At 68.1% G+C, this 19,680-nt stretch carries 17 protein-coding genes, 2 tRNA genes and 1 pseudogene; 16 read left to right on the forward strand and 4 right to left on the reverse strand.

What is annotated here, in order from left to right; translation table 11 throughout:
• Window positions 1-928: 928 nt before the first annotated feature.
• The 3 genes from ABZ911_RS41340 (at window position 929) to ABZ911_RS41350 (ending at window position 5,180) form a co-directional block, all read left to right on the forward strand.
• A complete protein-coding gene (locus tag ABZ911_RS41340) occupies window positions 929-3,433 on the forward strand; it encodes a collagenase (protein WP_358069568.1) in 2,505 nt (834 codons plus the stop codon).
• A 203-nt stretch (window positions 3,434-3,636) separates the two neighbouring features.
• Complete coding sequence (locus tag ABZ911_RS41345; RefSeq protein ID WP_358069571.1) at window positions 3,637-4,110, forward strand: hypothetical protein; 474 nt, start codon at window positions 3,637-3,639, stop codon at window positions 4,108-4,110.
• Between the two features lie 197 nt (window positions 4,111-4,307).
• Entirely contained in the window at window positions 4,308-5,180 is an 873-nt protein-coding gene (locus tag ABZ911_RS41350) for a hypothetical protein (protein WP_358069574.1), read from the forward strand.
• A 109-nt stretch (window positions 5,181-5,289) separates the two neighbouring features.
• Here the strand turns inward: ABZ911_RS41350 and ABZ911_RS41355 are convergent, their stop codons facing one another.
• On the reverse strand, window positions 5,290-5,607 hold the full coding sequence (locus ABZ911_RS41355; protein WP_358069577.1) for a pyrophosphatase: 318 nt from the start codon (window positions 5,605-5,607) through the stop codon (window positions 5,290-5,292).
• A gap of 129 nt (window positions 5,608-5,736) precedes the next feature.
• On the opposite strand from ABZ911_RS41355, the gene ABZ911_RS41360 reads away from it, so the two are divergent.
• The 3 genes and pseudogenes from ABZ911_RS41360 to ABZ911_RS41370 form a co-directional block, all read left to right on the forward strand.
• Entirely contained in the window at window positions 5,737-6,753 is a 1,017-nt protein-coding gene (locus ABZ911_RS41360; RefSeq protein WP_358069580.1) for a GH25 family lysozyme, read from the forward strand.
• A gap of 57 nt (window positions 6,754-6,810) precedes the next feature.
• Entirely contained in the window at window positions 6,811-7,341 is a 531-nt protein-coding gene (locus ABZ911_RS41365) for an NlpC/P60 family protein (RefSeq protein ID WP_358069583.1), read from the forward strand.
• 9 nt (window positions 7,342-7,350) lie between these two features.
• A pseudogene (locus ABZ911_RS41370) lies at window positions 7,351-7,794 on the forward strand (ATP-binding protein); the annotation flags it as partial.
• 1,751 nt (window positions 7,795-9,545) lie between these two features.
• Here the strand turns inward: ABZ911_RS41370 and ABZ911_RS41375 are convergent.
• Window positions 9,546-10,094: a hemerythrin domain-containing protein gene (locus ABZ911_RS41375; protein WP_358069586.1), complete on the reverse strand. Its 549-nt coding sequence runs from the start codon at window positions 10,092-10,094 to the stop codon at window positions 9,546-9,548.
• 123 nt (window positions 10,095-10,217) lie between these two features.
• Between ABZ911_RS41375 and ABZ911_RS41380 the strand changes: the two genes are divergently transcribed.
• From ABZ911_RS41380 to ABZ911_RS41425, 10 genes are all read left to right on the forward strand, one after another.
• Window positions 10,218-10,421, forward strand: a complete 204-nt coding sequence (locus ABZ911_RS41380; protein WP_358069588.1) for a transposase — start codon at window positions 10,218-10,220, stop codon at window positions 10,419-10,421.
• Window positions 10,422-10,488: 67 nt separating this feature from the next.
• A tRNA-Thr gene (locus ABZ911_RS41385) sits at window positions 10,489-10,561 on the forward strand.
• Window positions 10,562-10,860: 299 nt separating this feature from the next.
• A complete protein-coding gene (locus tag ABZ911_RS41390; RefSeq protein WP_358069591.1) occupies window positions 10,861-11,265 on the forward strand; it encodes a hypothetical protein in 405 nt (134 codons plus the stop codon).
• Window positions 11,258-11,698: a hypothetical protein gene (locus ABZ911_RS41395; RefSeq protein ID WP_358069593.1), complete on the forward strand. Its 441-nt coding sequence runs from the start codon at window positions 11,258-11,260 to the stop codon at window positions 11,696-11,698. The genes ABZ911_RS41390 and ABZ911_RS41395 overlap by 8 nt, the downstream gene beginning before the upstream one ends.
• 260 nt (window positions 11,699-11,958) lie before the next feature.
• A tRNA-Met gene (locus ABZ911_RS41400) sits at window positions 11,959-12,032 on the forward strand.
• Window positions 12,033-12,106: 74 nt separating this feature from the next.
• Window positions 12,107-12,271: a 50S ribosomal protein L33 gene (gene rpmG, locus ABZ911_RS41405; RefSeq protein WP_181616146.1), complete on the forward strand. Its 165-nt coding sequence runs from the start codon at window positions 12,107-12,109 to the stop codon at window positions 12,269-12,271.
• A gap of 269 nt (window positions 12,272-12,540) precedes the next feature.
• A complete protein-coding gene (locus tag ABZ911_RS41410) occupies window positions 12,541-12,990 on the forward strand; it encodes a MaoC family dehydratase N-terminal domain-containing protein (protein WP_358069596.1) in 450 nt (149 codons plus the stop codon).
• A gap of 1 nt (window position 12,991) precedes the next feature.
• Entirely contained in the window at window positions 12,992-13,420 is a 429-nt protein-coding gene (locus ABZ911_RS41415) for a MaoC family dehydratase (protein WP_358069599.1), read from the forward strand.
• Window positions 13,421-13,459: 39 nt separating this feature from the next.
• Window positions 13,460-14,509, forward strand: coding sequence for a UDP-N-acetylmuramate dehydrogenase (locus tag ABZ911_RS41420; RefSeq protein WP_358069601.1), 1,050 nt, complete (start codon window positions 13,460-13,462; stop codon window positions 14,507-14,509).
• 214 nt (window positions 14,510-14,723) lie between these two features.
• Window positions 14,724-15,293, forward strand: coding sequence for a TMEM165/GDT1 family protein (locus ABZ911_RS41425; protein WP_358069604.1), 570 nt, complete (start codon window positions 14,724-14,726; stop codon window positions 15,291-15,293).
• Here ABZ911_RS41425 and ABZ911_RS41430 read toward each other — a convergent pair.
• Together ABZ911_RS41430 and ABZ911_RS41435 are read right to left on the reverse strand one after the other, a co-directional pair.
• On the reverse strand, window positions 15,290-18,142 hold the full coding sequence (locus ABZ911_RS41430; RefSeq protein WP_358069607.1) for an AAA family ATPase: 2,853 nt from the start codon (window positions 18,140-18,142) through the stop codon (window positions 15,290-15,292). The genes ABZ911_RS41425 and ABZ911_RS41430 overlap by 4 nt on opposite strands.
• A gap of 101 nt (window positions 18,143-18,243) precedes the next feature.
• A complete protein-coding gene (locus tag ABZ911_RS41435; protein ID WP_358069610.1) occupies window positions 18,244-18,396 on the reverse strand; it encodes a hypothetical protein in 153 nt (50 codons plus the stop codon).
• Between the last annotated feature and the right edge of the window lie 1,284 nt (window positions 18,397-19,680).

The following is a 19,680-nucleotide window of genomic DNA, read 5'->3' on the forward strand; positions in this document are numbered from 1 at the left end:
CGACATCAAGCCCGAGCCCGCTGGTTCCACCGCCGCGCTCGCCTGGCCACCGCATACACCCAGATCAGCTAACGAATGGCGGCTGCCGTACTAGGAAACTGCTTGGAATCACGTGCTCAACCTCGAACGATCACCGCAGGTACCGATGCGAAACATTGGGCGCTTAGACCCACGCTCTGTCTTCAGATCGCCTGCACCCGAGTCTATCGAGGCGCCGCCCACCCGGAGTGGCTAATGAACGGCAAAGAACTGCCCGTCGCTCCGCTGCCTGGCACGATGAAACCCCACGCGTGAGCTGCGCACCTACAAGATCTACCTGGGCTCGGGCAACATCCTGATGTCCCCCAATGACCAGTACCTGTGCATCGTCCCCAAGTAGACGCCTGAGTCCGGCAACGGTGATGTGTTCTTGCCGTTCGAGGGCGACCGGGTGCTGGCGGTCATCCTCAGCAAGGCGATGATGCTGGCCAAGGACACCACGATCACCGATCCGACCATCACCCGCCAGTTCCGTCCCTGAACGAAGGTTTCAGCCGGGCGGGCAGCCGTAGTTCTCGTTCAGCGTCCGATCTCGGCGGGCAGTTTCTCATCGCTGATCAGGAGCTCCACCTTGCCGGGGCCATCGTCAGCCGCCGGTGACGTGCATCGAGTCGGGCACCGAGGGTCTCCGGCTCCTGCGTGCGCCGCGTCGCGCCGTACAGCCGGAACCTGGCCCGGGTGGCCATGCAGCCGAGCCGTCGCCAGGCGGTCGTCGTGAACAGAGGCATGATCGCCCGCCGCAAAGAGGTGATCAAACCCCCACAAGTCGACCTGTTTGCTAGCGGGAAAATTTAGTCTTGTGTTAACCATGTGACGTGTGAAATTTTACATACCATAAACCGCCTGGCCGCTGGCCAGATGGGATCGCTCCCCTCCCCCCAGGAGTGCCATGCAGAGCAGGTTGCGCCGAACGATCTCCCGGATGGTGATCGTCGGCTCCGTCCTCGGCTTAGGTGTCGGTACGCAGGTCGTCGTCGCCTCCCCGGGCACCGCGGTCGTGCGAGCCGGTGGGCCCGAGGTCGACCGGGACGTCTCCGGCGCCCGCGACCAGGAGTCGCCGCACGTTCAGCACAAGCCCCTCACCCCCGATGAGCTCCCGCCGCTGTCCGCGTTCGTCGAGCAGCAGCGCGACGACTACGACGCGCCGCCGGACACCGGCAAGCAGCGTGCGGCGGCAGCGGTGTGCGACGTCGCGGACTTCTCCGGCCAGAGCGGCGCCGCCCTGGTCACCGCGATCAAGAACGCCGCCCCCAGCTGCGTGAACACGCTGTTCGGGCTGACCAGCGCCAACGCCCCCGCCGTGTTCGGCGAGCCGAAGATGGTCACCGTGGCGACCGCCCTGCGAGACAACGCCGTCGCCTACGCGGGTGACAACAGCACCGGAACGCTGCAGCTCGTGCTGTTCCTGCGGGCCGGCTACTACGTGCAGAGCAAGCCCGCCAACGGCGTCCCCGCGTACGGCACGACCCTCAAGAGCGCCGTCCGCTCCGCCCTGGACGCGTTCTTCGCCAACCCCCGCTCCGGCGACGTCAACGACATCAACGGCGACACGCTGAACGAAACCGTCATCCTCATCGACAGCGCGCAGGAGAACACCCGCTACATCTACGTGGTCAAGCGGCTGCTGACCGCCTACAACAGCTCCTACAACGCCTACAAGTACATGCGCAGCTCGGTGAACAGCGTCTTCACCGTGCTGTTCCGCGGCCACTACGACTCCACGTTCGTCACCGCCGTCACGAACGACCCCAGCCTCCTGGACGTCGTCAGCGGCTTCGCCAACGACCATTTCGGGCTGCTCGGCGGGGACTACTACTACCTGCCCTACAACGCGGGCCGTGAGTTGAGCCGGTTCGTTCAGCACACGGCGCTGCAGGCCAAGGTCCGTCCCCTGGTCAAGGCGCTGGTCGGCCGGAGCGCCATCACCGGCCCGACGGCCAAGATGTGGGTGGCCCTGGCCGACATGGTCGACTACTACGACACCGCGAACTGCTCCTACTACGGCGTCTGCGACTACCGGGCGCAGATCATGGCCACCGTGCTGCCGATCAGCCACGACTGCGGCCCCACCCTGCGCATCCGGGCCCAGGAGATCACCACCGCCCAGCTCAACGCGAGCTGCGCCAGCCTGGCCAACCAGGACGCCTACTTCCACAGCCTCGTGAACGACAACGGCCCGATCCCCGGCGACCGCAACACCTCCCTGGAGGTGGTCGTCTTCAACTCCAGCGTGGACTACCAGACCTACGCGGGCGCGCTGTACGACATCGCCACCGACAACGGCGGCATGTACCTGGAGGGCACTCCCGAGGTCGCGGGCAACCAGCCGAGGTTCATCGCGTACGAGGACACCCGGGTCCTGCCCACGTTCGCCATCTGGAACCTGAACCACGAGTACACGCACTACCTCGACGGCCGCTTCAACATGTACGGCAACTTCAACGCCAGCCAGTCCACCCCGACCACCTGGTGGACCGAGGGCTTCGCCGAGTACGTCTCCTACTCCTACCGCGACGTCGTCTACCAGGCCGCCATCACCGAGGCCGCCAAGAAGACCTTCACGCTGCGCGAGGTGTTCGACACCACCTACGAGCACGAGGACTCCACCCGCACCTACCGCTGGGGCTACCTCGCGGCCCGCTACATGCTGGAGAAGCACCCGGCCGACGTCGCCACCGTCCTCGGCCACTACCGCGCCGGAAGCTGGAGCGCCGCCCGCTCCTTCCTGACCGGCCTGAACTACACCACCGACTGGAACACCTGGCTGACCGCCTGCGCGAGCGGCGCGTGCGGTGGTGGTGGCACCCCGACCAACCAGGCCCCCGTCGCGGCCTTCAGCACCGCCGTCAACGGCACCACCGTCACCTTCACCGACGGCTCGACCGACTCCGACGGCACCATCGCCTCGCGAGCCTGGGACTTCGGCGACGGCGGCACCTCGACCGCGGCCAACCCGTCCAGGACGTACGCCGCCTCAGGCACCTACACCGTCCGGCTGACCGTCACCGACAACGGGGGCAAGACCGGCACGACCACCAAGACCGTCACCGTGACCGCGCCGCTGCCGCAGTGTCCCGGCTCCGACACCCGCGCGCTCGGCAAGAACTGCGTCCGGACCAATGCCGCCGCGACCTCCGGCAACCACTCCTACTTCTACCTGCTCGTCCCCGCCGGAACCACCCAGCTCAAGATCACGACCACTGGCGGCACCGGCAACGCCGACCTCTACTACAGCCCCAGCTCCTGGGCCACCCCGACCAACTACAGCAAGCGTTCGGCCACCGCGGGCAACGCCGAAACCCTGACCATCACCTCACCGCAGGCCGGCTACCACTACATCACCCTGTACGGCACGACCGCCTTCACCGGCGTGAGCGTGAGCAGCGAATACTGACCCACCTCTGACAAGGCCCTCCCCGTCCGTGGACGGGGAGGGCTTTTTGCGTTGGCGCGCAGCAAATAGACCGTTCCACGGCGCTCCGCGCGAATCCATTGCGTCCTGGTAGGAAATCATCCAATTGCCATGTGACATATGACATCTTGTGGATCGGGCAGCCCGCAACGGGGCTGGCTGCCCGACTTCCACGAAGGAGCTCGATGAACCAGATCGCCAAGCGTGGTGCCGTTCTCATGGCGGTGGCCATGGCCTGTGGGCTCTCCCTGAGCACCCCGGCCTCGGCCTCCACGCTCACCACCGTGACCACCTGCAGCACCGGTGGACCGATCCAGGGCCTGAACGTCAAGGCCTGCGTGGACGTGACCGGCGGCGACGTGCGGATCTACGGGACCGTCGGCGCCATCGGCATCTCCGAGCCTCCGGGCGAGCCGAGGAACATCGGGGCGCAGGTCTCCGGTGAGATCGTCGGGGGCGCGTTCCTCGGTTCGGGCAGCCGGGCGTTGAGCATCTGGAACAACTCGTTCACCGTCGAGGGCACCACCGCGACCGTGGCGTCCGGGTCGACGGTCCGCGCCAAGGTGCAGATCACTCCTGGCGTGCCCGGCCCTGGCGGCGGCGGCACGCCGCTGCCCGGCCCGACGTCCGTCTCGGTGGAGGTGCCGGTCACCTATTAATCCGGAGGGGGATGCCTGAGCCGGCGGAGCGCGGAACCCACGGGTTCCGCGCTCCGCGCGTTGGGTGGGGAGTTGTGGAGCCTTCTTTGCTTGTTGGCGGTTCTTGCGCACTGGCGGTGATCGATCGAGTGCATAAGGTGTCCGGCGAGCTTCCGTGCCTGATGGCGCGGTTGGGGTCCGTCCTTAGGGGGATTGTCATGAACAAGATCGCGTTGTCTGCTCTGGTCGCGGCCGCGCTGACGAGCCTGGTCGCGGTGGGCGCGGGAGGGGCCGCCGCCACCGTGTCCGGGGACGGCGGGAACCGGATCGGCATCGTCAGGGGCGACGGCGGCGCGTATGCCAAGCAGGGCGCGCTGGGCGGCGCGTTCACCGCCGAGACCGGGAGCGTCAGGCAGATCGTGCTGTCCGGCAACCGGATCGGCGTCCTGAAGGACAACGGCGACGCGTACGTCAAAGAGGGCGCTCTCACCGCGAGATGGGTCAAGCTGTCCGGAGACGTCAAGCAGATCGCGCTCGCGGGCAACCGGATCGGCATCCTGAAGGACAAGGGCGACGCGTACGTCAAAGAACTCGGCGCGCAGTGGGTGAAGGAATCCTCGGACGTCAAGCACCTGGAACTGTCGGGCAACCGCATCGGGGTGCTGAAGGACAACGGCGACGTGTACGTCAAGGAGGGCGCCCTCAGCGCGCAGTGGACCAAGCAGACCACGGATGCCGTCCAGATCGACCTGTCGGGCAGGCGCGTCGGCGTCCTCAGGAGCAACGGCGACGCCTACGTCAAGGAAGGCGCCCTGAACGCCCAGTGGAGCAGGCAGTCCGGCCAGGTCATCCAGCTTCAGCTCTCGGGCGACCGCATCGGCGTCGTCAAGGGCGACGGCACCGCCTACGTCAAGAGCGGGGCCCTGAACGCCGCCTGGACCACCGAGTCCAACCAGGTCATCCAGATCGCCCTCTCCGGCGACCGCATCGGCGTCGTCAAAGGCAACGGCGACGCGTACGTCAAGGAGGGCGCCCTGAACGCGCAGTGGACCAAGCAGTCCGGCTACGTCACCGAACTCGCCCTTTCCTGACCCCTGCCCTGGGGGATGCCCGTGGCATCCCCCGCAGTGTTACCCGCGTGGCGCCGACCAGGCAGATGGCGGCCCCGATGTGCCGACTGTACCGGCGGTCGCAGGCCGCTCAGGCTCCGTCGTTGACGAGCCAGACCAGCCACTTGCGTTCCACTTCGGCTTCGAGGTCGACGCCGTGGTGGCGGGCCAGGAGCAACACCTGGCTGAACACGTCCGCCAGTTCGGACCGGAAGTTCGTCTCCAGTTCCTCCGCCGAGTACCCCTTGTTCCGCGACTGCCCCGAACGCATCAGGAACGCCTGGGTCAGCTCGCCGATCTCCTCCTGCAGCTTGAGCAGGAACCAGGTGCCGTCCCGCTCGATCCCGTGCCGACCGGCGTAGATCTTGGACACCGATTCGACCTCCTCGGTGAGCTGCCGCAAGTCCATGCGGGCAGTGTAACGAGCGATAAACGCTGTCAATCTCCAGGAACATGCGAAGAAAGTGCGGCTTGCGGTATTAGGTGGCACTCCGGGAGGATCTTCGGCACTGCCATTTCCGGGGGAAGGAAAAAAGCCGTGAAACGCCTGTCACTGGCGGTGGTCGCCGCCGCGATGACTTGTTTAGTGGTGCCGGGAAACGCTCAGGCGGCCGACGGCATCGCCGGGGTCGACGTGAGCAACTGGACCGGTGACATCGACTGGGCCAAGGTCACCGGAGGCGGCGGGGCGTTCGCGTTCGTGCAGGCCACCGAGGGCATCGACTACCGCAACCCACGCTTCGAGGCCCAGTACGGCGGAGCCGCCGCGGCCGGCCTGATCCGCGGTGCCTACCACTTCGCCCAGCCGCACGAGTCGGACGGCGCCGCCCAGGCCGACTTCCTCGTCGACAACGGCGGCGAGTGGAAGTCGGACGGCTGGACGCTCCCGGGCGTGCTCGACGTCGAGGACAACCCGTACAAGGACAAGAACGGCAAGAACTCCTGCTACGGCCTGGACCAGAAGGACATGGTCACCTGGATCAAGGACTTCACCGCGAAGTACCGCCAGCGGACCGGCAGGCACGCGATCATCTACACGACCACGAGCTGGTGGCGCAGCTGCACGGGCGACTCGGCCGCGTTCAAGCGGAACCCGCTCTGGCTGGCCAGATGGGGAGCGGACCCGGGCGAGCTGCCCAAGAGCTGGACGAAGCACACCTTCTGGCAGTCGGCCGACAAGGGCCCGCTGGTCGGCGGCCAAGACTCCTTCAACGGCTCGAAGGAGGAACTGGAGGAAATGGCCAACCCGCCCGCGGAGGTGACGATCAGCGGCCGGGTGAAGGGCACGACGCTCTACTCGGTGACGGTGGAGAACACCGGCGCGCGCGAGGTGAAGGACATCAACCTGCAGGGCCGTACGTTCGGCGGCATGAAGGTGGTCAAGGCCAGCTCGGGCTGCTCCTTCAGCGGTACGGCGGTGCGCTGCAAGATCTCGGCGCTGAACCCGGGCAGCAAGGCCACGTTCTCTTTCGCCACCAAGGTGGCCAAGAAGGCGAGCCAGGTCGGCATGCGCTTTCAGGTCGGCACGGTCGACCTCACCATCAAGCCGCAGTAGGCGCACACCAAGTCGAGATAAAGCAGGATAAAGGGAGGCGATGACGGGGAGCGGCGTGTGTCGGGCAGAGTGCGGGCGGGACTGGCGGTCGTCGTGCTCATCCTGCTCACCGCGGTCTCGTCGGTGCCCCTCGCGCAGATCGTGATGCCGCGGATCGTCCTGCTGGCCTACCAGGTGGAGGATCGCGACATCCCGTACTCCTGGGGCGGCGGCCACGCCGAGGACCCCGGCCCCTCGAAGGGAACGTGCCACGGCTACCGGGGCTCGATCAAGCCGTGCCCGGCGGCCAGGACGCGCGGCCTGGACTGCTCGGGCCTGGCCAGATGGGTCTACGCGCTGGCGCACGGCCGTGACGTGCTCGGCCCCGGCAACACCGACGACCACGTCCGGAAGATGCGCCGGGTGAAGAACGCCCGCCCCGGCGACCTGGTTTTCTACGGAAAAATCAAGAAAAAGCGCCTTAGGACGCATCACGTCGGCATTTACCTCGGAAACGGGAAGATGATGAACGCACCCGAAACTGGTGCCGTCGTTCGTGTCGACGACGTGGACCGCTTGAAGGATTTCGCCGGGTACTTCCGCCTGTAAAGGATCCTCGTGCTGACCATCAGGGTTCTCGGGCCGCTCCGGGCCGAGCGGGACGGTTCCGGGCTCGTCGGCCGGGCCGGCGAGCTGGCCAGGCTGCGCGAGGCCGCCGCGCACGACACGCCGCGCACGGTGTGGCTCGGCGGCGACCCCGGCGCGGGCAAGAGCACGCTGGCCGACGCCTTCGCCCGCGAGCTGCGCGAGCGCGGCTGGCAGGTCGCGGTCGGCCGCTGCCCCGAGACCGACGGCGGCGCGCCCCCCGCGTGGGCCTGGAGCGAGATCGTCCGCCACTTCGCCACACACACCCCACCCGACGACCCGGTACGGCTCGCGCCGCTCCTGCGCGACGAACCGGGCCGGTCCAGCCCGTTCCAGCTGGCCAGGGCGCTGGCCGCCTACCTCGCCCGGCACGCCCCGCTCCTGGTCGTGCTGGAGGATGTGCACCGCGCCGACGGCGAGACCCTCCAGCTCCTGCGCCACCTGGCCACCCACGCCCCGGAAGGCCGCATCCTGGTCCTGGCCACGCACCGCCCCGCCGAGGCGACCGACGAGCTGCTGGCCACCCTGGCGGCCATCGCGGGCGGCGCCTGGCACCTGGAACTCGGCGGTCTCGGCGGCGACGACGTCGCCACGCTGCTGGCCAGGCACTCCGGCCTGGAAGTGGACGAGGCGACGGTCCGCACGGTCGCCGAACGCACCGGCGGCAACCCGCTGTTCGTCTGCGAGATCGCCCGGCTGCTCGCGGTCGAGGGACCGGCCGCCGCCCGCTCGCTGCCGCCCGGCGTGCGCGACCTGATCCGCAGGAGGATCGCCAGACTGCCGGCGACCGCGCAGACGGTCCTGCGCGACGCGGCCGTCATCGGCCGGGACGTGGACGTGGACATGCTGGCCGAGATGCACGACGGCGACGAGGACACCGTCCTGGACGCGCTGGAGGCGGGCGTACTGACCGGCCTGCTGGCCGAACCCGGGCCGGGGCGCGTGCGCTTCACACACGTACTGGTCAGGGAGGCGCTGTACGAGGACACGACGCGCATCCGCCGTACCCGGCTGCACGGCCGGGTCCTGACGGCCCTGGAGCGGGTACGGCCGGCGGACGTCGCGGCGCTGGCCCACCACGCGCTGGAGGCGGTCTCGGCGCGGGCGGGGGAGTACGCGGCGGCGGCGGCCGTACAGGCGTCGGGGTTGCACGCGCATCGGGAGGCGGCCGCGCTGCGGGAGGCCGCGCTGGAGCTGGCCACCGACGACGAGAGCAGGCTGGGCCTGCTGTGCGGGCTGGTGTCGGCGCGCGGGCACGCGGGGGACGTGGTGGGGGCGCTGGCGGCCAGGGCGCAGGCGGTGGAGTCGGCCCGCCGGATCGGGCAGAAGGCGCGGGCGCTGACCGCCTACGACGCTCCGGTGACGTGGACGATCCAGCAGGACCGGCGCTACGACGCGCGGTTCGTCGCCGACGTCGAGGCCGAGCTGGCCGCGGGGCACGACGAGGAGACGCGCTGCCGGTTGCTGGCCGCGCTGGTCTTCGCGCTCGAAGGGCACGACGGCGCGCGGGCCGTGGAGATCGCCCGCGAGCTGGACCGGCCCGACCTGCTCTGCCTGGCGCTCAACGCGCGATATTTCGCCGTCCTGGAGCCGGGGCGGCGCGAGGAGCTGGCCGAGCTGGGCCGTGAACTGCTCGCCCTGGGGGAGGCGCACCGGCTGGTCGGGTACCTCATGCAGGGCCACCACGCGCTGCTCATGGTCGCCCTCGGCCGCCACGCTGTACGAGCGCATCCCCGACCAGGTGCACGAGTTGTACGCCAGGGCGCTCGTCGCGGCCGGCGACCTCGACCTGGCCAGGCAGGTGTGGCGGCCGGAGTGGGAGCACAAGCGCGACTACTACTGGCTGCTCTGGCAGGCCATGCGCGGGCAGACCGCGGTGGCGCTGGGCGACCGGGCCGTCGCGGCCAGAGCCTACGAGCTGCTGCTGCCGTGGGAGGGCGAGCTCGGCGGGCTGCACAGCGGGTCGATCACGCTCGGTCCCGTCGCCCAGGTGCTGGGCGACCTGGCCGAGCTGCTGGGCCTCGACCACGGTCACTACGCCGTGGCCGCCGAGGTGGCCGGGCGGCTGCCCTCGCCGCACTGGGCGGCGGCGGCCCGTCACGCCGCGCCGAAGACCAGCCTCTGACGGCGCAGGTGGCCCCTGCGGGTCAGCGCCAGCGCCAGCGTGATCATCGGGCCGCCCTCGCGGCGCAGCTCCGCCAGTTCCTCGGGCAGCGCGTGCTGGCCAATCCGCGGCAGGTCGAAGCGGAGGTCGCCGCCCTTGCGGGCGAGCTGCTCGACCCGGTTCCGTACTTGAGGATGATCGGGAAGAGCCGCCGCTCCTTCTCCTCGATGTGCTCGTCCAGCAGGTCGGCGAGCCTGCCCATGGCCTCGGCCATCGCGGGTACGGCCGCGCGGTCGGCGCGCAGCCGCCCTGCGGCCGCGGTGATCTCGTCCAGGATCGGGTCGAGCGCGTCATGGTCGTCGGTCAGGTCGCTCAGTTCCACCTCGGCCCCGGCGGCGCGAACGATGACCGGCCACAGCTCCAGGTCCTCGACCGTGTGGTGGTGATGGATGCCGGCGCACAGGCTGGTGGCGAACTTGGCGATCGCGTCCAGCCTGGCCGGGTCGGCGGGCCGGTCATCGGCGGCCAGCTTGTTCAGGGCGGTGGCCAGGCGGCGCGTGTCGGCGCGCATGGCTCGATGGGTGATGCGGAATCCGAGCAGATTGACGGTCATGGGGTCTACTCTGCGGAAGCCCTCTTGGACTTCTCTTGGCGGCTTTCTTGGTGCCGAGTTGGTATGGCTGTCACGCGAGTGCCAGGCGGGAACTGTGGGTCGCGGAGGCTACTCTGTGCCGCTATGGACAGGCGCTGGGTGGGCCCCGACGGGCTGGAGATCCGGCCCGCCGTGCGCGCGGGGCGACAGGTGCTGCGAGTGCGCCGGGACGGGTGGCTGCTGGCCGACTGCGTCTCGGTCGAAGAGGTGGCCCGGCTGGTCGATCTGGCCGATCTTTGCGAGGTGGTCCCGCTACCCCTGCGGCGGCGTCCCACGACCGTGGAATGACCGCCCGAACCAGTTCGCATCATCGCGGAGTGACGTGTATGGTTACACCTGTCCGCAGCGCGGACAGGCCCCTATAGCTCAGTCGGCAGAGCGTCTCCATGGTAAGGAGAAGGTCAACGGTTCGATTCCGTTTGGGGGCTCACACTCTGGAAACGTGAAACGCCCGTCCCGCAAAAAATGCGGGACCGGGCGTTTTCTCGTTTACCGGGATGATTGCGGATGATCACTGCGTTCGCGTGGCCGCGTGCCTCGGCGAGGAACTGTCCGAAACGAGTGTGTGGGTCGGTGCGCACCTGAGCGGGAATGCTCAATGCGAGCTGGTCGCCCATGGTTTGTCTAGACTTTACAGAAAGTGATATATCAACTACGGCTGACCGATAATAGCTTAAAGTACCGTCTTGATTACTCAAGTCGCGATCAAGCTCTACTATCCTCGTTCATGCGATGGTTCGGGCGACACGGAAAGATCGCCGACGATGAGGTCCTCACGGAGTACGGCGATCGTGACCGGCCGGTCAAGGGAAAGCCCTTCAAGGACCATCCCGTTCGGCCAGACATCAAGAACGCGGTATCCCTGATGCGCGGGAAGCTGACCGTCGATGAAGCCGTCGCCAACTTCCCTAACCGGCTGGCTGTCGCCCGTGAGGGTGAGGGGGTGCGCTATACGACAGCAGGCGCTCTCCGCGAACAGGAGTTTCGTGTCGAATACACTCCTAGTGAATGGAACCCGTCTCATGTGTCGGTGGAAAACCTAGACGCGAGACGGGAATGGACTGATGATGACAGTGCTCGCTTCAACGAGTGCTTCGGCGAACCAGAGTGGAAGGAGGGTGGCGATGAGTGATCAAATCCATCTCCGGATAGGCGCCGAACCATGGCGTCCGGCGGATACGGCAAAGATCGACAAGGTCCTGAACCACTACGACATTCCGCTCGCCGGGATCATCCAGCAGCACCGCAGGTACTACATCTTCGAGTGTCTCGACGGTCACGCGAACGAGTCGAACCTGTGGGCTTACGCTGAGATCACCCGGCAGGAACGTCGTCAGATCCTCAGGACTCGGGACAAGCAGGAACTGCAGAAGCTCTTCACTTCGATCTTGAAGTCGCGGTCGTTCACTGCTGCGGTGGCCATAGATCACGGTCTGGAGATGGCTGCGGTTGTGGAGCGACAGCGCGACACGGGACCGGCTCCCGTCAAGGCCGCTTCGAAGGCGATCACCCGCAAGGCTGAAACCGTACGCGCTGTGAACGCGCTTGCCGCCTGCTGCAACTAGGCACTTCTCGCGGCCCGCCGCCCTCCGGGAGGTGGGTATGCCGGCTCCGGCTCGCTGTGCTGCCGGAGCCAGGCGCAGGCTATGAGCGTTGAGCGTAGCGTGCGACTCCCGCGTCGGGACCGTAGCGGTTCCGGGCACTATTGATTCGGCTCGCGGGTGTTCGTAGGGCATACTGGGGGCACACCCCCCGATCAGGTGAAGTATGAGAGTGCTCCCAGGGTCGGGTATCCTCAACTGGCCGGGTCGTTCAATCCGGTGAAGGCGGAGTAGCTCAGTCAGGCAGAGCAAACGGCTCATAATCGTTGTGTCGCCGGTTCAAGTCCGGCCTCCGCTACTACCCCTCCCCGGTCGGGTCATCCGTCCGGGTACGGGTATGTCCCAGTCCCAAACGTAGAAAGGCACTCCCACGTGGCTGCCACCGACGTTAGGCCGAAGATCACGCTGGCCTGCCAGGAGTGCAAGCACCGCAACTACATCACGCGGAAGAACCGGCGCAATGACCCGGATCGGCTTGAGCTGAAGAAGTACTGCCCCAACTGCCGCACGCACCAGGCGCACCGCGAGACCCGCTAGTCTCCGCACCTGAGGGCACCGCGAGACCCTCGGCGTCCGCGGCTGTCTCGGCAGGGCACTCCTGATCTCATATCGCACAACCGGCGTCCTCGACGAGGGCGCCGGTTTGTCGTGTCTCCGGGGTCAAGGGGCGGTCAGGGTGCTGGAAGTGCGGGACCGGGGTGCGGTGCGGGCGATAGGTTCGGCGCGGCCGGACGTACAGACAGCCGAATTTTGTTCTGTTATGGTCGGCTCCAACGGCTCTGTACGCGTAGGGAACAGGGGCATCGATGGCCTTGAACCGTGATTTCGTGGGGCGCACCTATGCGTCCGGCGCCTCGTACGAGGTCAGCAGAGTGAAGATCCGCGAGTTCGCGGCGGCGATCGGTGACGACAACCCGATCTACCGGGACAGGCAGGCGGCCCAGGCCGCGGGGCACCCCGACGTCGTGGCCCCGCCGACCTTCCCCATCGTGTTCAGCCTGCAGAGCGGCGGTGAGGCGCTGGTCGACCCCGAGCTCGGGCTGAACTTCGCCATGGTCGTGCACGGCGAACAGCGCTTCGAGTACACCCGGCCGATCTACGCCGGAGACGAGCTGGTCACCAGCTCGACGATCACCGAGATCCGCAGTGCGGGCCGCAACGAGCTGCTGACCGTGCGGTCCGACGTGTCCACGCTCGCCGGCGAGCACGTCTGCACCACCTACAACACGATCGTCGAGCGCGGAGGGGCGGGCTGAGATGGCGTCCACGGTGAGGTATGACGAGGTCGAGGTGGGCCAGGAGATCCCCGCCGTCGCCTACAAGGTGCGCCGGGTCAACCTGGTGATGTACGCGGGCGCGTCCGGCGACTTCAACCCCATCCACTGGAACGAGCGCTTCGCCAAGACGGTCGGGCTGCCCGACGTGATCGCGCACGGCATGTTCACGATGGCGCAGGGCGGGCGGTTCGTCACCGACTGGGTGGGGGACCCGGCGGCGGTGGTCGACTACGGCGTGCGGTTCTCCTCGATGGTGGTCGTCCCGGACGACGACGCCGGGGCGACGATCACCGTGGGCGGGGTCGTGGAGGAGAAGCTGGAGGACAAGCGGGTCGTCGTGGGGCTGACCGCGACCTCGGGTGACGTGCGGGTGCTGTCCAAGGCCAGGGCCGTGGTGCAGCTGTCCTAGGTGCCGGGCATGGCGGGGGTCCTCGTAGGCTTACCTGCTATGGGAGATCGCTTGGAAGGGGTGCGGCTGGCGCCGTACACCACGCTCGGGTTGGGCGGGCCGGCCCGCGCCTATGTTGAGGCGCGCACGGCGGAGGAGCTTGTCTCCCTGGTCGCGGACGCCGACCGGCGCAGGGAGCCGACGCTTGTGCTGGGCGGCGGGAGCAACCTGGTGCTGTCCGACGACGGGTTCGACGGGCTGGTGGTCAGGGTGGCCAGCCAGGGGGTCGGCGTCTCGCGGGACGGCGACCAGGTGGTGCTCACCGTCGAGGCCGGTGAGGACTGGGACGCGCTGGTGGCGCGGGCGGTCGCCGAGGGGTGGTCGGGCATCGAGTGCATGTCGGGCATTCCTGGGCTGGTCGGGTCGACGCCGATCCAGAACGTGGGCGCCTACGGCCAGGACGTGTCGCAGACGGTGCGGTGTGTGCGCGTGTACGACCGGGTCGGCCGGCAGGTGCTCGACCTGGAGGCGCGGCGGTGCGGCTTCTCCTACCGCAACAGCGCGTTCAAGGCGGAGCTGGGACGCTATCTGGTGCTCGCCGTCACCTACGCGCTGGATATTTCCGAAGTGTCGGGCGAGGTGTCCTATGCGGAGCTGGCCGCGCGCCTCGGTGTACCGCTGGGGGACCGGGTGCCGCTGGCGGCGGCCCGTGAGGCGGTGCTGGAGCTGCGGCGCGGCAAGGGCATGGTGCTCGACGCCGGCGACCCCGACACCAGGAGCGCGGGCTCGTTCTTCACCAACCCGATCCTGCCCGCCGGGCACGCGGCCGAACTGGAGCTGCGCGCCCCCGGCTTCCCCCGCTGGGAGACGCCCGGGGGAGCGGTCAAGGTGCCCGCGGCGTGGCTGATCGAGCAGGCGGGCTTCCCCAAGGGCTACCAGCGCGGTCCCGTGCGCATCTCCACCAAGCACACCCTCGCCCTCACCAACCCGTCCGGCGGCGGCACCGCGCACGACCTGCTCGAACTGGCCCGCGAGGTACGCGACGGCGTGCTGGCCAAGTTCGGCGTCACGCTGGTCAACGAACCGGTGATGGTTGGCTGCTCGCTGTAGCGGCTGGTAGACTCCTGCGGAATTACCGAAGGGGAGTAGTCCTCAATTCGCGTGATCGACACGCTGGCGCCTCCGGGCGCCCGGTCACGCGGGCCTCACGGGCGGACGAGACCTTCGGCCTGGCAGTCATTTCACATGACGCTGCCGGGCCGAAGCCACGCCCGAAGATCTCCCCCGGGTCCCCCGCTTCGCCCGGTCGCGGGAAGAGGACCCTTTGGAAGCGTTCTGGATCAGTCTGGGCGTCATCTTCGTGGCCGAGCTCGGCGACAAGAGCCAGCTCATGGCGATGACCTTCGCCACCCGCTTCAAGATGTGGCCGGTGCTGGCGGGCATCACCATCGCCACCACCGCCGTCCATCTGGTGAGCGTCGCCGTCGGCGGGCTGATCGGCGACGCGCTGCCGACCACCGCCATCTCGATCATCGCGGGCGTCGCCTTCCTCGGTTTCGCGCTGTGGACACTGCGCGGCGACGAGCTGACCGAGGAGGAGTCGCAGAAGGCGCGACGCACGACCCGCAACGCGGTGATCGCGGTGACGATCGCGTTCTTCCTCAGCGAACTCGGCGACAAGACCATGCTCGCCACCATCACGCTGGCCACCCAGCACGGCTGGCTGGGCACCTGGATCGGCTCCACGGTCGGCATGGTCGCCGCCGACGCCCTGGCCATCGTGGTCGGGCGGCTGCTCGGCAAACACCTCCCGGAAAAGACCATCAGGTACGGCGCCGCCGCCGCCTTCGCGGTCTTCGGGGTGATCCTGCTGGCCGAGGCGCTGCTGTTCTAGGCGAGCAGTGCGAGGCGGTGCGCCGCGGCGGCCGCCTCGCCCCTGCTGGCCACGCCGAGCTTGCTCAGGATGTTCGACACGTGCACGCTCACCGTCTTGGCCGAGATGAACAGCTCGGCCGCGATGTCCCGGTTGGTACGGCCCAGCGTGACCAGCCGCAGTACCTCCAGCTCGCGCGGGGTGAGCAGCTCGGGCGTGGGGGAGGCCCCCTCGGTGAGCGCGGCGCCCACCCGGCGTGACAGGTTCTCGATCTCGGTGACCAGCGGTGTCGCCCGCAGGGCCACGGCGAGCGGGTAGGCGGTGCGCAGGCGCTCGGCCGCCCCCTCCCGGTCGCCGGCGCGGGCCGCCGTACCCGCCGCCTTGCGCAGGTTCTTGGCTCGGGGGTAAGGGCGCCCGAGGCGTTCCCAGGTGCCGGCCGCGCCGTCGAAGTCGCCCAGGTAGGAGAGCCGGAAGCCCTCGGCCACGGGGCCGACGGCGGTCAGCGTGGCGGCGACGTCTGCGGCGAGCGCGCGCACTGTGGCGGCCTGCTCCCGGTCTCCGGCCGCGTCGCAGGCGTTGCGGATGGAGGAGACCAGCCGCCAGCCCAGCATCGCCTTGCTCGACTGCGCGGGACGCTCCAGGACGCGCCGGGCGACGGCCAGGGCCAGGTCGGGCTCGCCCCTGAGTAGGCGCCACCCCATGTGCAGCCGGGCGCTGTTGGTGACGTCCTGGAGGTACTCCTCCGACCGGTCCTTGAACACTCCCAGCTCGGACAGGATGCTCTCGACGAGGTCGAGCTCACCTCTGGCCATCGCGATCTCGGCCCGCGCCCTGATGAGGTGGTGGCGGGTGCGCACGGGCGGGCTGAGACTCAGCGTCCGCTCGATGGCCTCGATCGCCTCGTCCCAGCGGCCCATCGCCTCCAGGGCCTCGGCCTTGTTGGTCAGGATGAAGCCGCCGCTGGTCCTGATCCTGCCGTACTTCCTGGACAGCCGCTCGCCCTCGTCGGCCAGCTTGAGCGCCTGCTCGCCGCGGCCGAGCTCGCTCAGCGTGTCGATGTTGTTGCCGATGGCGCGCAGGATCAGCCTGCCCGAGCCCATCTCCTCACCGAGCTGCCTGGCCAGCGAGTTGGTGGCGTAGGTGGATTCGAGGTCGCCGTCGATGGAGGTGCCGAGCGCCAGGTTCATCAGCAGCTCGCCCTCGGTGCACTTGTCGCCGAGCTGCCTGGCCAGGACGAGACCTTCCTCGGCCAGCGCGGTGCCTTCGACGACCTCGCCGGTGAGCATGAGGTACTGGCTCAGCTTGGTCAGCACCTCGGCGCGCCCCTGCCCGGGGTTCGGCACGAGGCTGAGCGCGCGGCGGTAGTCGCCGTCCCCGGGCCTGGCCTTCGAGTGCTTGAGGTCGGCGTGGAGCACCAGCAGCCCGGCGACCCGCTCGGGTTCGGCCGTCTCGTCCAGCTCGGCGAGCGCGGCTTTGGCGAACTTGAAGCCGCGCTCAAGCTCGCCGCCCGCGTAGGCGGCCGAGGCGGCGCGTTCGAGCACGGTGGTGTGGTCGGCGCCGATCCGCTCGGCCGCGTCGGGAACCTTGTCCCAGAGCATGAGCACGCGTTCGAGCAGCGGGATCGTCTCGGTGTAGGCGAAGGCCTTGCTCGACTTCAGGGCCGCTTCCCAGGCGGAGACCAGGGCCCAGAGGTCGTCGCGGGCGCCGTACCAGTGGTGGGCGATCTCGACGGCGGCGCGGCCCGGCGGGACGAGCGTGCGGTCGCGGGAGATCTCCTCGGCGAACCTGGCGTGCAGTCGCTGGTGCTCACCGGGCAGCAACTCGTCGTGTACGGCCTCGCGGATCAGCGCGTGCCGGAAGACGAACGCCCGGTTGTCGGCGATCTGCAGCACGTTGCCGGCGATGGCCGGGCGCAGCGCGGACTCCAGCTCCAGGTCGGCCAGCCCGCTCACTGCGGACAGCAGCGCGTGGCCGACCCTGATGCCGCCCGCGGCGGCGACGCGCAGGACCCGCTGGGTCTCCTCGGGCAGCCGCTCGACCGAGCCGAGGATGAGGTCGTGCAGCGACTCGGGCAGGTCGGAGCTGTCGTGGTCGCAGTCCATCAGGGCTTCGACGAACAGCGGGATGCCTTGGCTGCGCTCGTAGACGTTCTGGATGCGGCCGTACTGCGGCGCCGCGCCGAGGATGCCGGCCATCTGCTCGGCGACCTCGTCGCGGGACAGCCGGGGCAGGTCGAGCCTGAGTACGCCGCTGACCCTGCCGAGCTCGGCCAGCACGGGCCGCAGCGGGTGCTGGCGGTGCAGGTCGTCGGAGCGGTAGGTGAGCACCATGAGCACCTGCGCCTCGCGCAGGTTGCGGCTGAGGAAGGCGATCAGGTCGCGGCTGGACCGGTCGGCCCAGTGGATGTCCTCTATGAGCAGGACGACGGGTCTGCTCTCGGCCAGCCTTTCGAGCAGGGTGAGGAACTGCTCGAACAGGCGGGCCCGGCCGGTGTCGGTCTCCCCGTCGCCGCTGGGCTCGCCGAACTCGGGCAGCAGCCGGGCCAGATCGCGCGCCGCGCCTTCGGGCAGCAGCGCGGCGACCTGTTCGGTGCCCCGCTCCCTGACCAGCTGGCGCAGCGCGGCGGTGAAGGGCGCGTAGGCGAGGCCCTCGGTGGACAACTCGACGCAGCCGCCGAACAGCACGTGGGCGCCCCGGTGGGCGGACTGTTCGGCGAAGCTCTGCACCAGCCTGGTCTTGCCGACGCCGGCCTCGCCGCCCAGGAGGACCGCCGTCGCCGATCGCTTACGCGCCTCGTCGAACGCCTCCCTGAGGACCGACAGTTCCGCGTCCCGTCCGACGAAGACAGGACTCACGGTTCGACCCATCATGCCGTCAAGCATGTCATGCCCTTTGGGTTGCTTTCGCCGTATTTAGGGAGGTAGAAGGGCCCGGCCGCGAGGGAGGGTGCGGCCGGGCTCTCGTGGGGTGGTCATGAGCTGCGGAGCTTGCCGAAAACCGAACGGCTGCGCCGCGCGGCCTTGTTCGCCTTCTCCGCCTCGCGTACCTGGCGGTGGTTGGCGGCGGCCTGCCGCAGCTCGCTGACGTGACTCTGCATGACCTGGAGTTCGATCTCGGGGTTCATCAGGTTTCCCTGCTCTCTTGCTGGTGTCCCTTGCCGACATCCTCAAGATTGCTCCTAAGGCCCACCCCCTCACATCGGACGGATGCCTTATCTCCCCAACCCCAACGCCTTAGGACTACCTAGACCACACCCCAACCCGCCTTAGGGCTTCCGGACGAGCTCTCGTCGCAGCGGGGCCCCGGCAGCCTGATCATGCAGGTCACAGGGCCTGAGGCGTCTTGGTCGTGCAGAGGTGAAGCCCCTGGCGACTCAGGGTGTCAAGATCTTCGCCGTCCCTGACGGCTCGCTCCCGAGGGGTTTCGTGATCATCACCAGGCCCGGTGCAGGACCTCAAAGCCGCCCGAATCCAGGGCGATGTTCGTCGGCTGCAGTCCGCTGGGTCCGTCGACAAGGGCACATGGGTGGAGGTGACCATATCCGTGTGCCGGTCAAGGACGGGGACAAACCGGCCTCGCAGAAGAGTGTCGACTCTACTCACACCATGCTCCGCGCGCCATGGCACGTGAGCGAAGTCCGTCGAAGGCCGCGCCTCCGAGAGAAGGCCGTGTCGATCACGCCGCCGATTCTCGCTGTGTGGTTCCGATGAGCACTGGCTGGTCGAAACTTCTTCTCGAGGAGCAGGCGTCTATCGCCAGACAAGGCGGTATAGAGCGAGGTTTGTCGGTGCTATTGGTCGAAGCCTCTGCTTGGACGACAAATCCCCCAGAGGAGTTCGGCTCGAGTCCCCGGGGCGGGAGCCGGGCACAGGCCTTACGAGTCCGGGACACCTCGGATAACCTGCGCGACTCGTCCGATGGTGGCGGTCGGGTGCGCGCTGTCGGGGAGGGTGGAGTCTGGCGCCCAAGATTCTGGGACATATAAGGATCGGGCTACCTAATTTGACGATTTAGTTACATCCGTAAAGCTAAACATCTTGGTTGTGTAGTGATTGCGTGACACTTCACATCTACGTCTATAGACTTTCCCGTCATGGGAGAGCCTGATTCGTCCTATGTGCGCAGCCGCGCCTGTCGCGCCACTGTAACGCCTTGGCTGTGCATACCTGATGAAACGGTATTGACCCAGTTTGGAAGAGGCGCAGGTAAGTTTCTAGACGCTCCGCGGTACGAGAAAGAGCGAGAAATTTCCCTTTTGACGGGCGAACTCTCTGTCGAGAAGGCAATCCGGTATGTACAAAGGAACGCATCCGCTAGTACGGCAGCCGCCATTCGTTAGCTGATCTGGGTGTATGCGGTGGCCAGGCGAGCGCGGCGGTGGAACCAGCGGGCTCGGGCTTGATGTCGG

It is taken from the genome of Nonomuraea sp. NPDC046570, from assembly GCF_040645915.1.
Lineage (GTDB): Bacteria > Actinomycetota > Actinomycetes > Streptosporangiales > Streptosporangiaceae > Nonomuraea.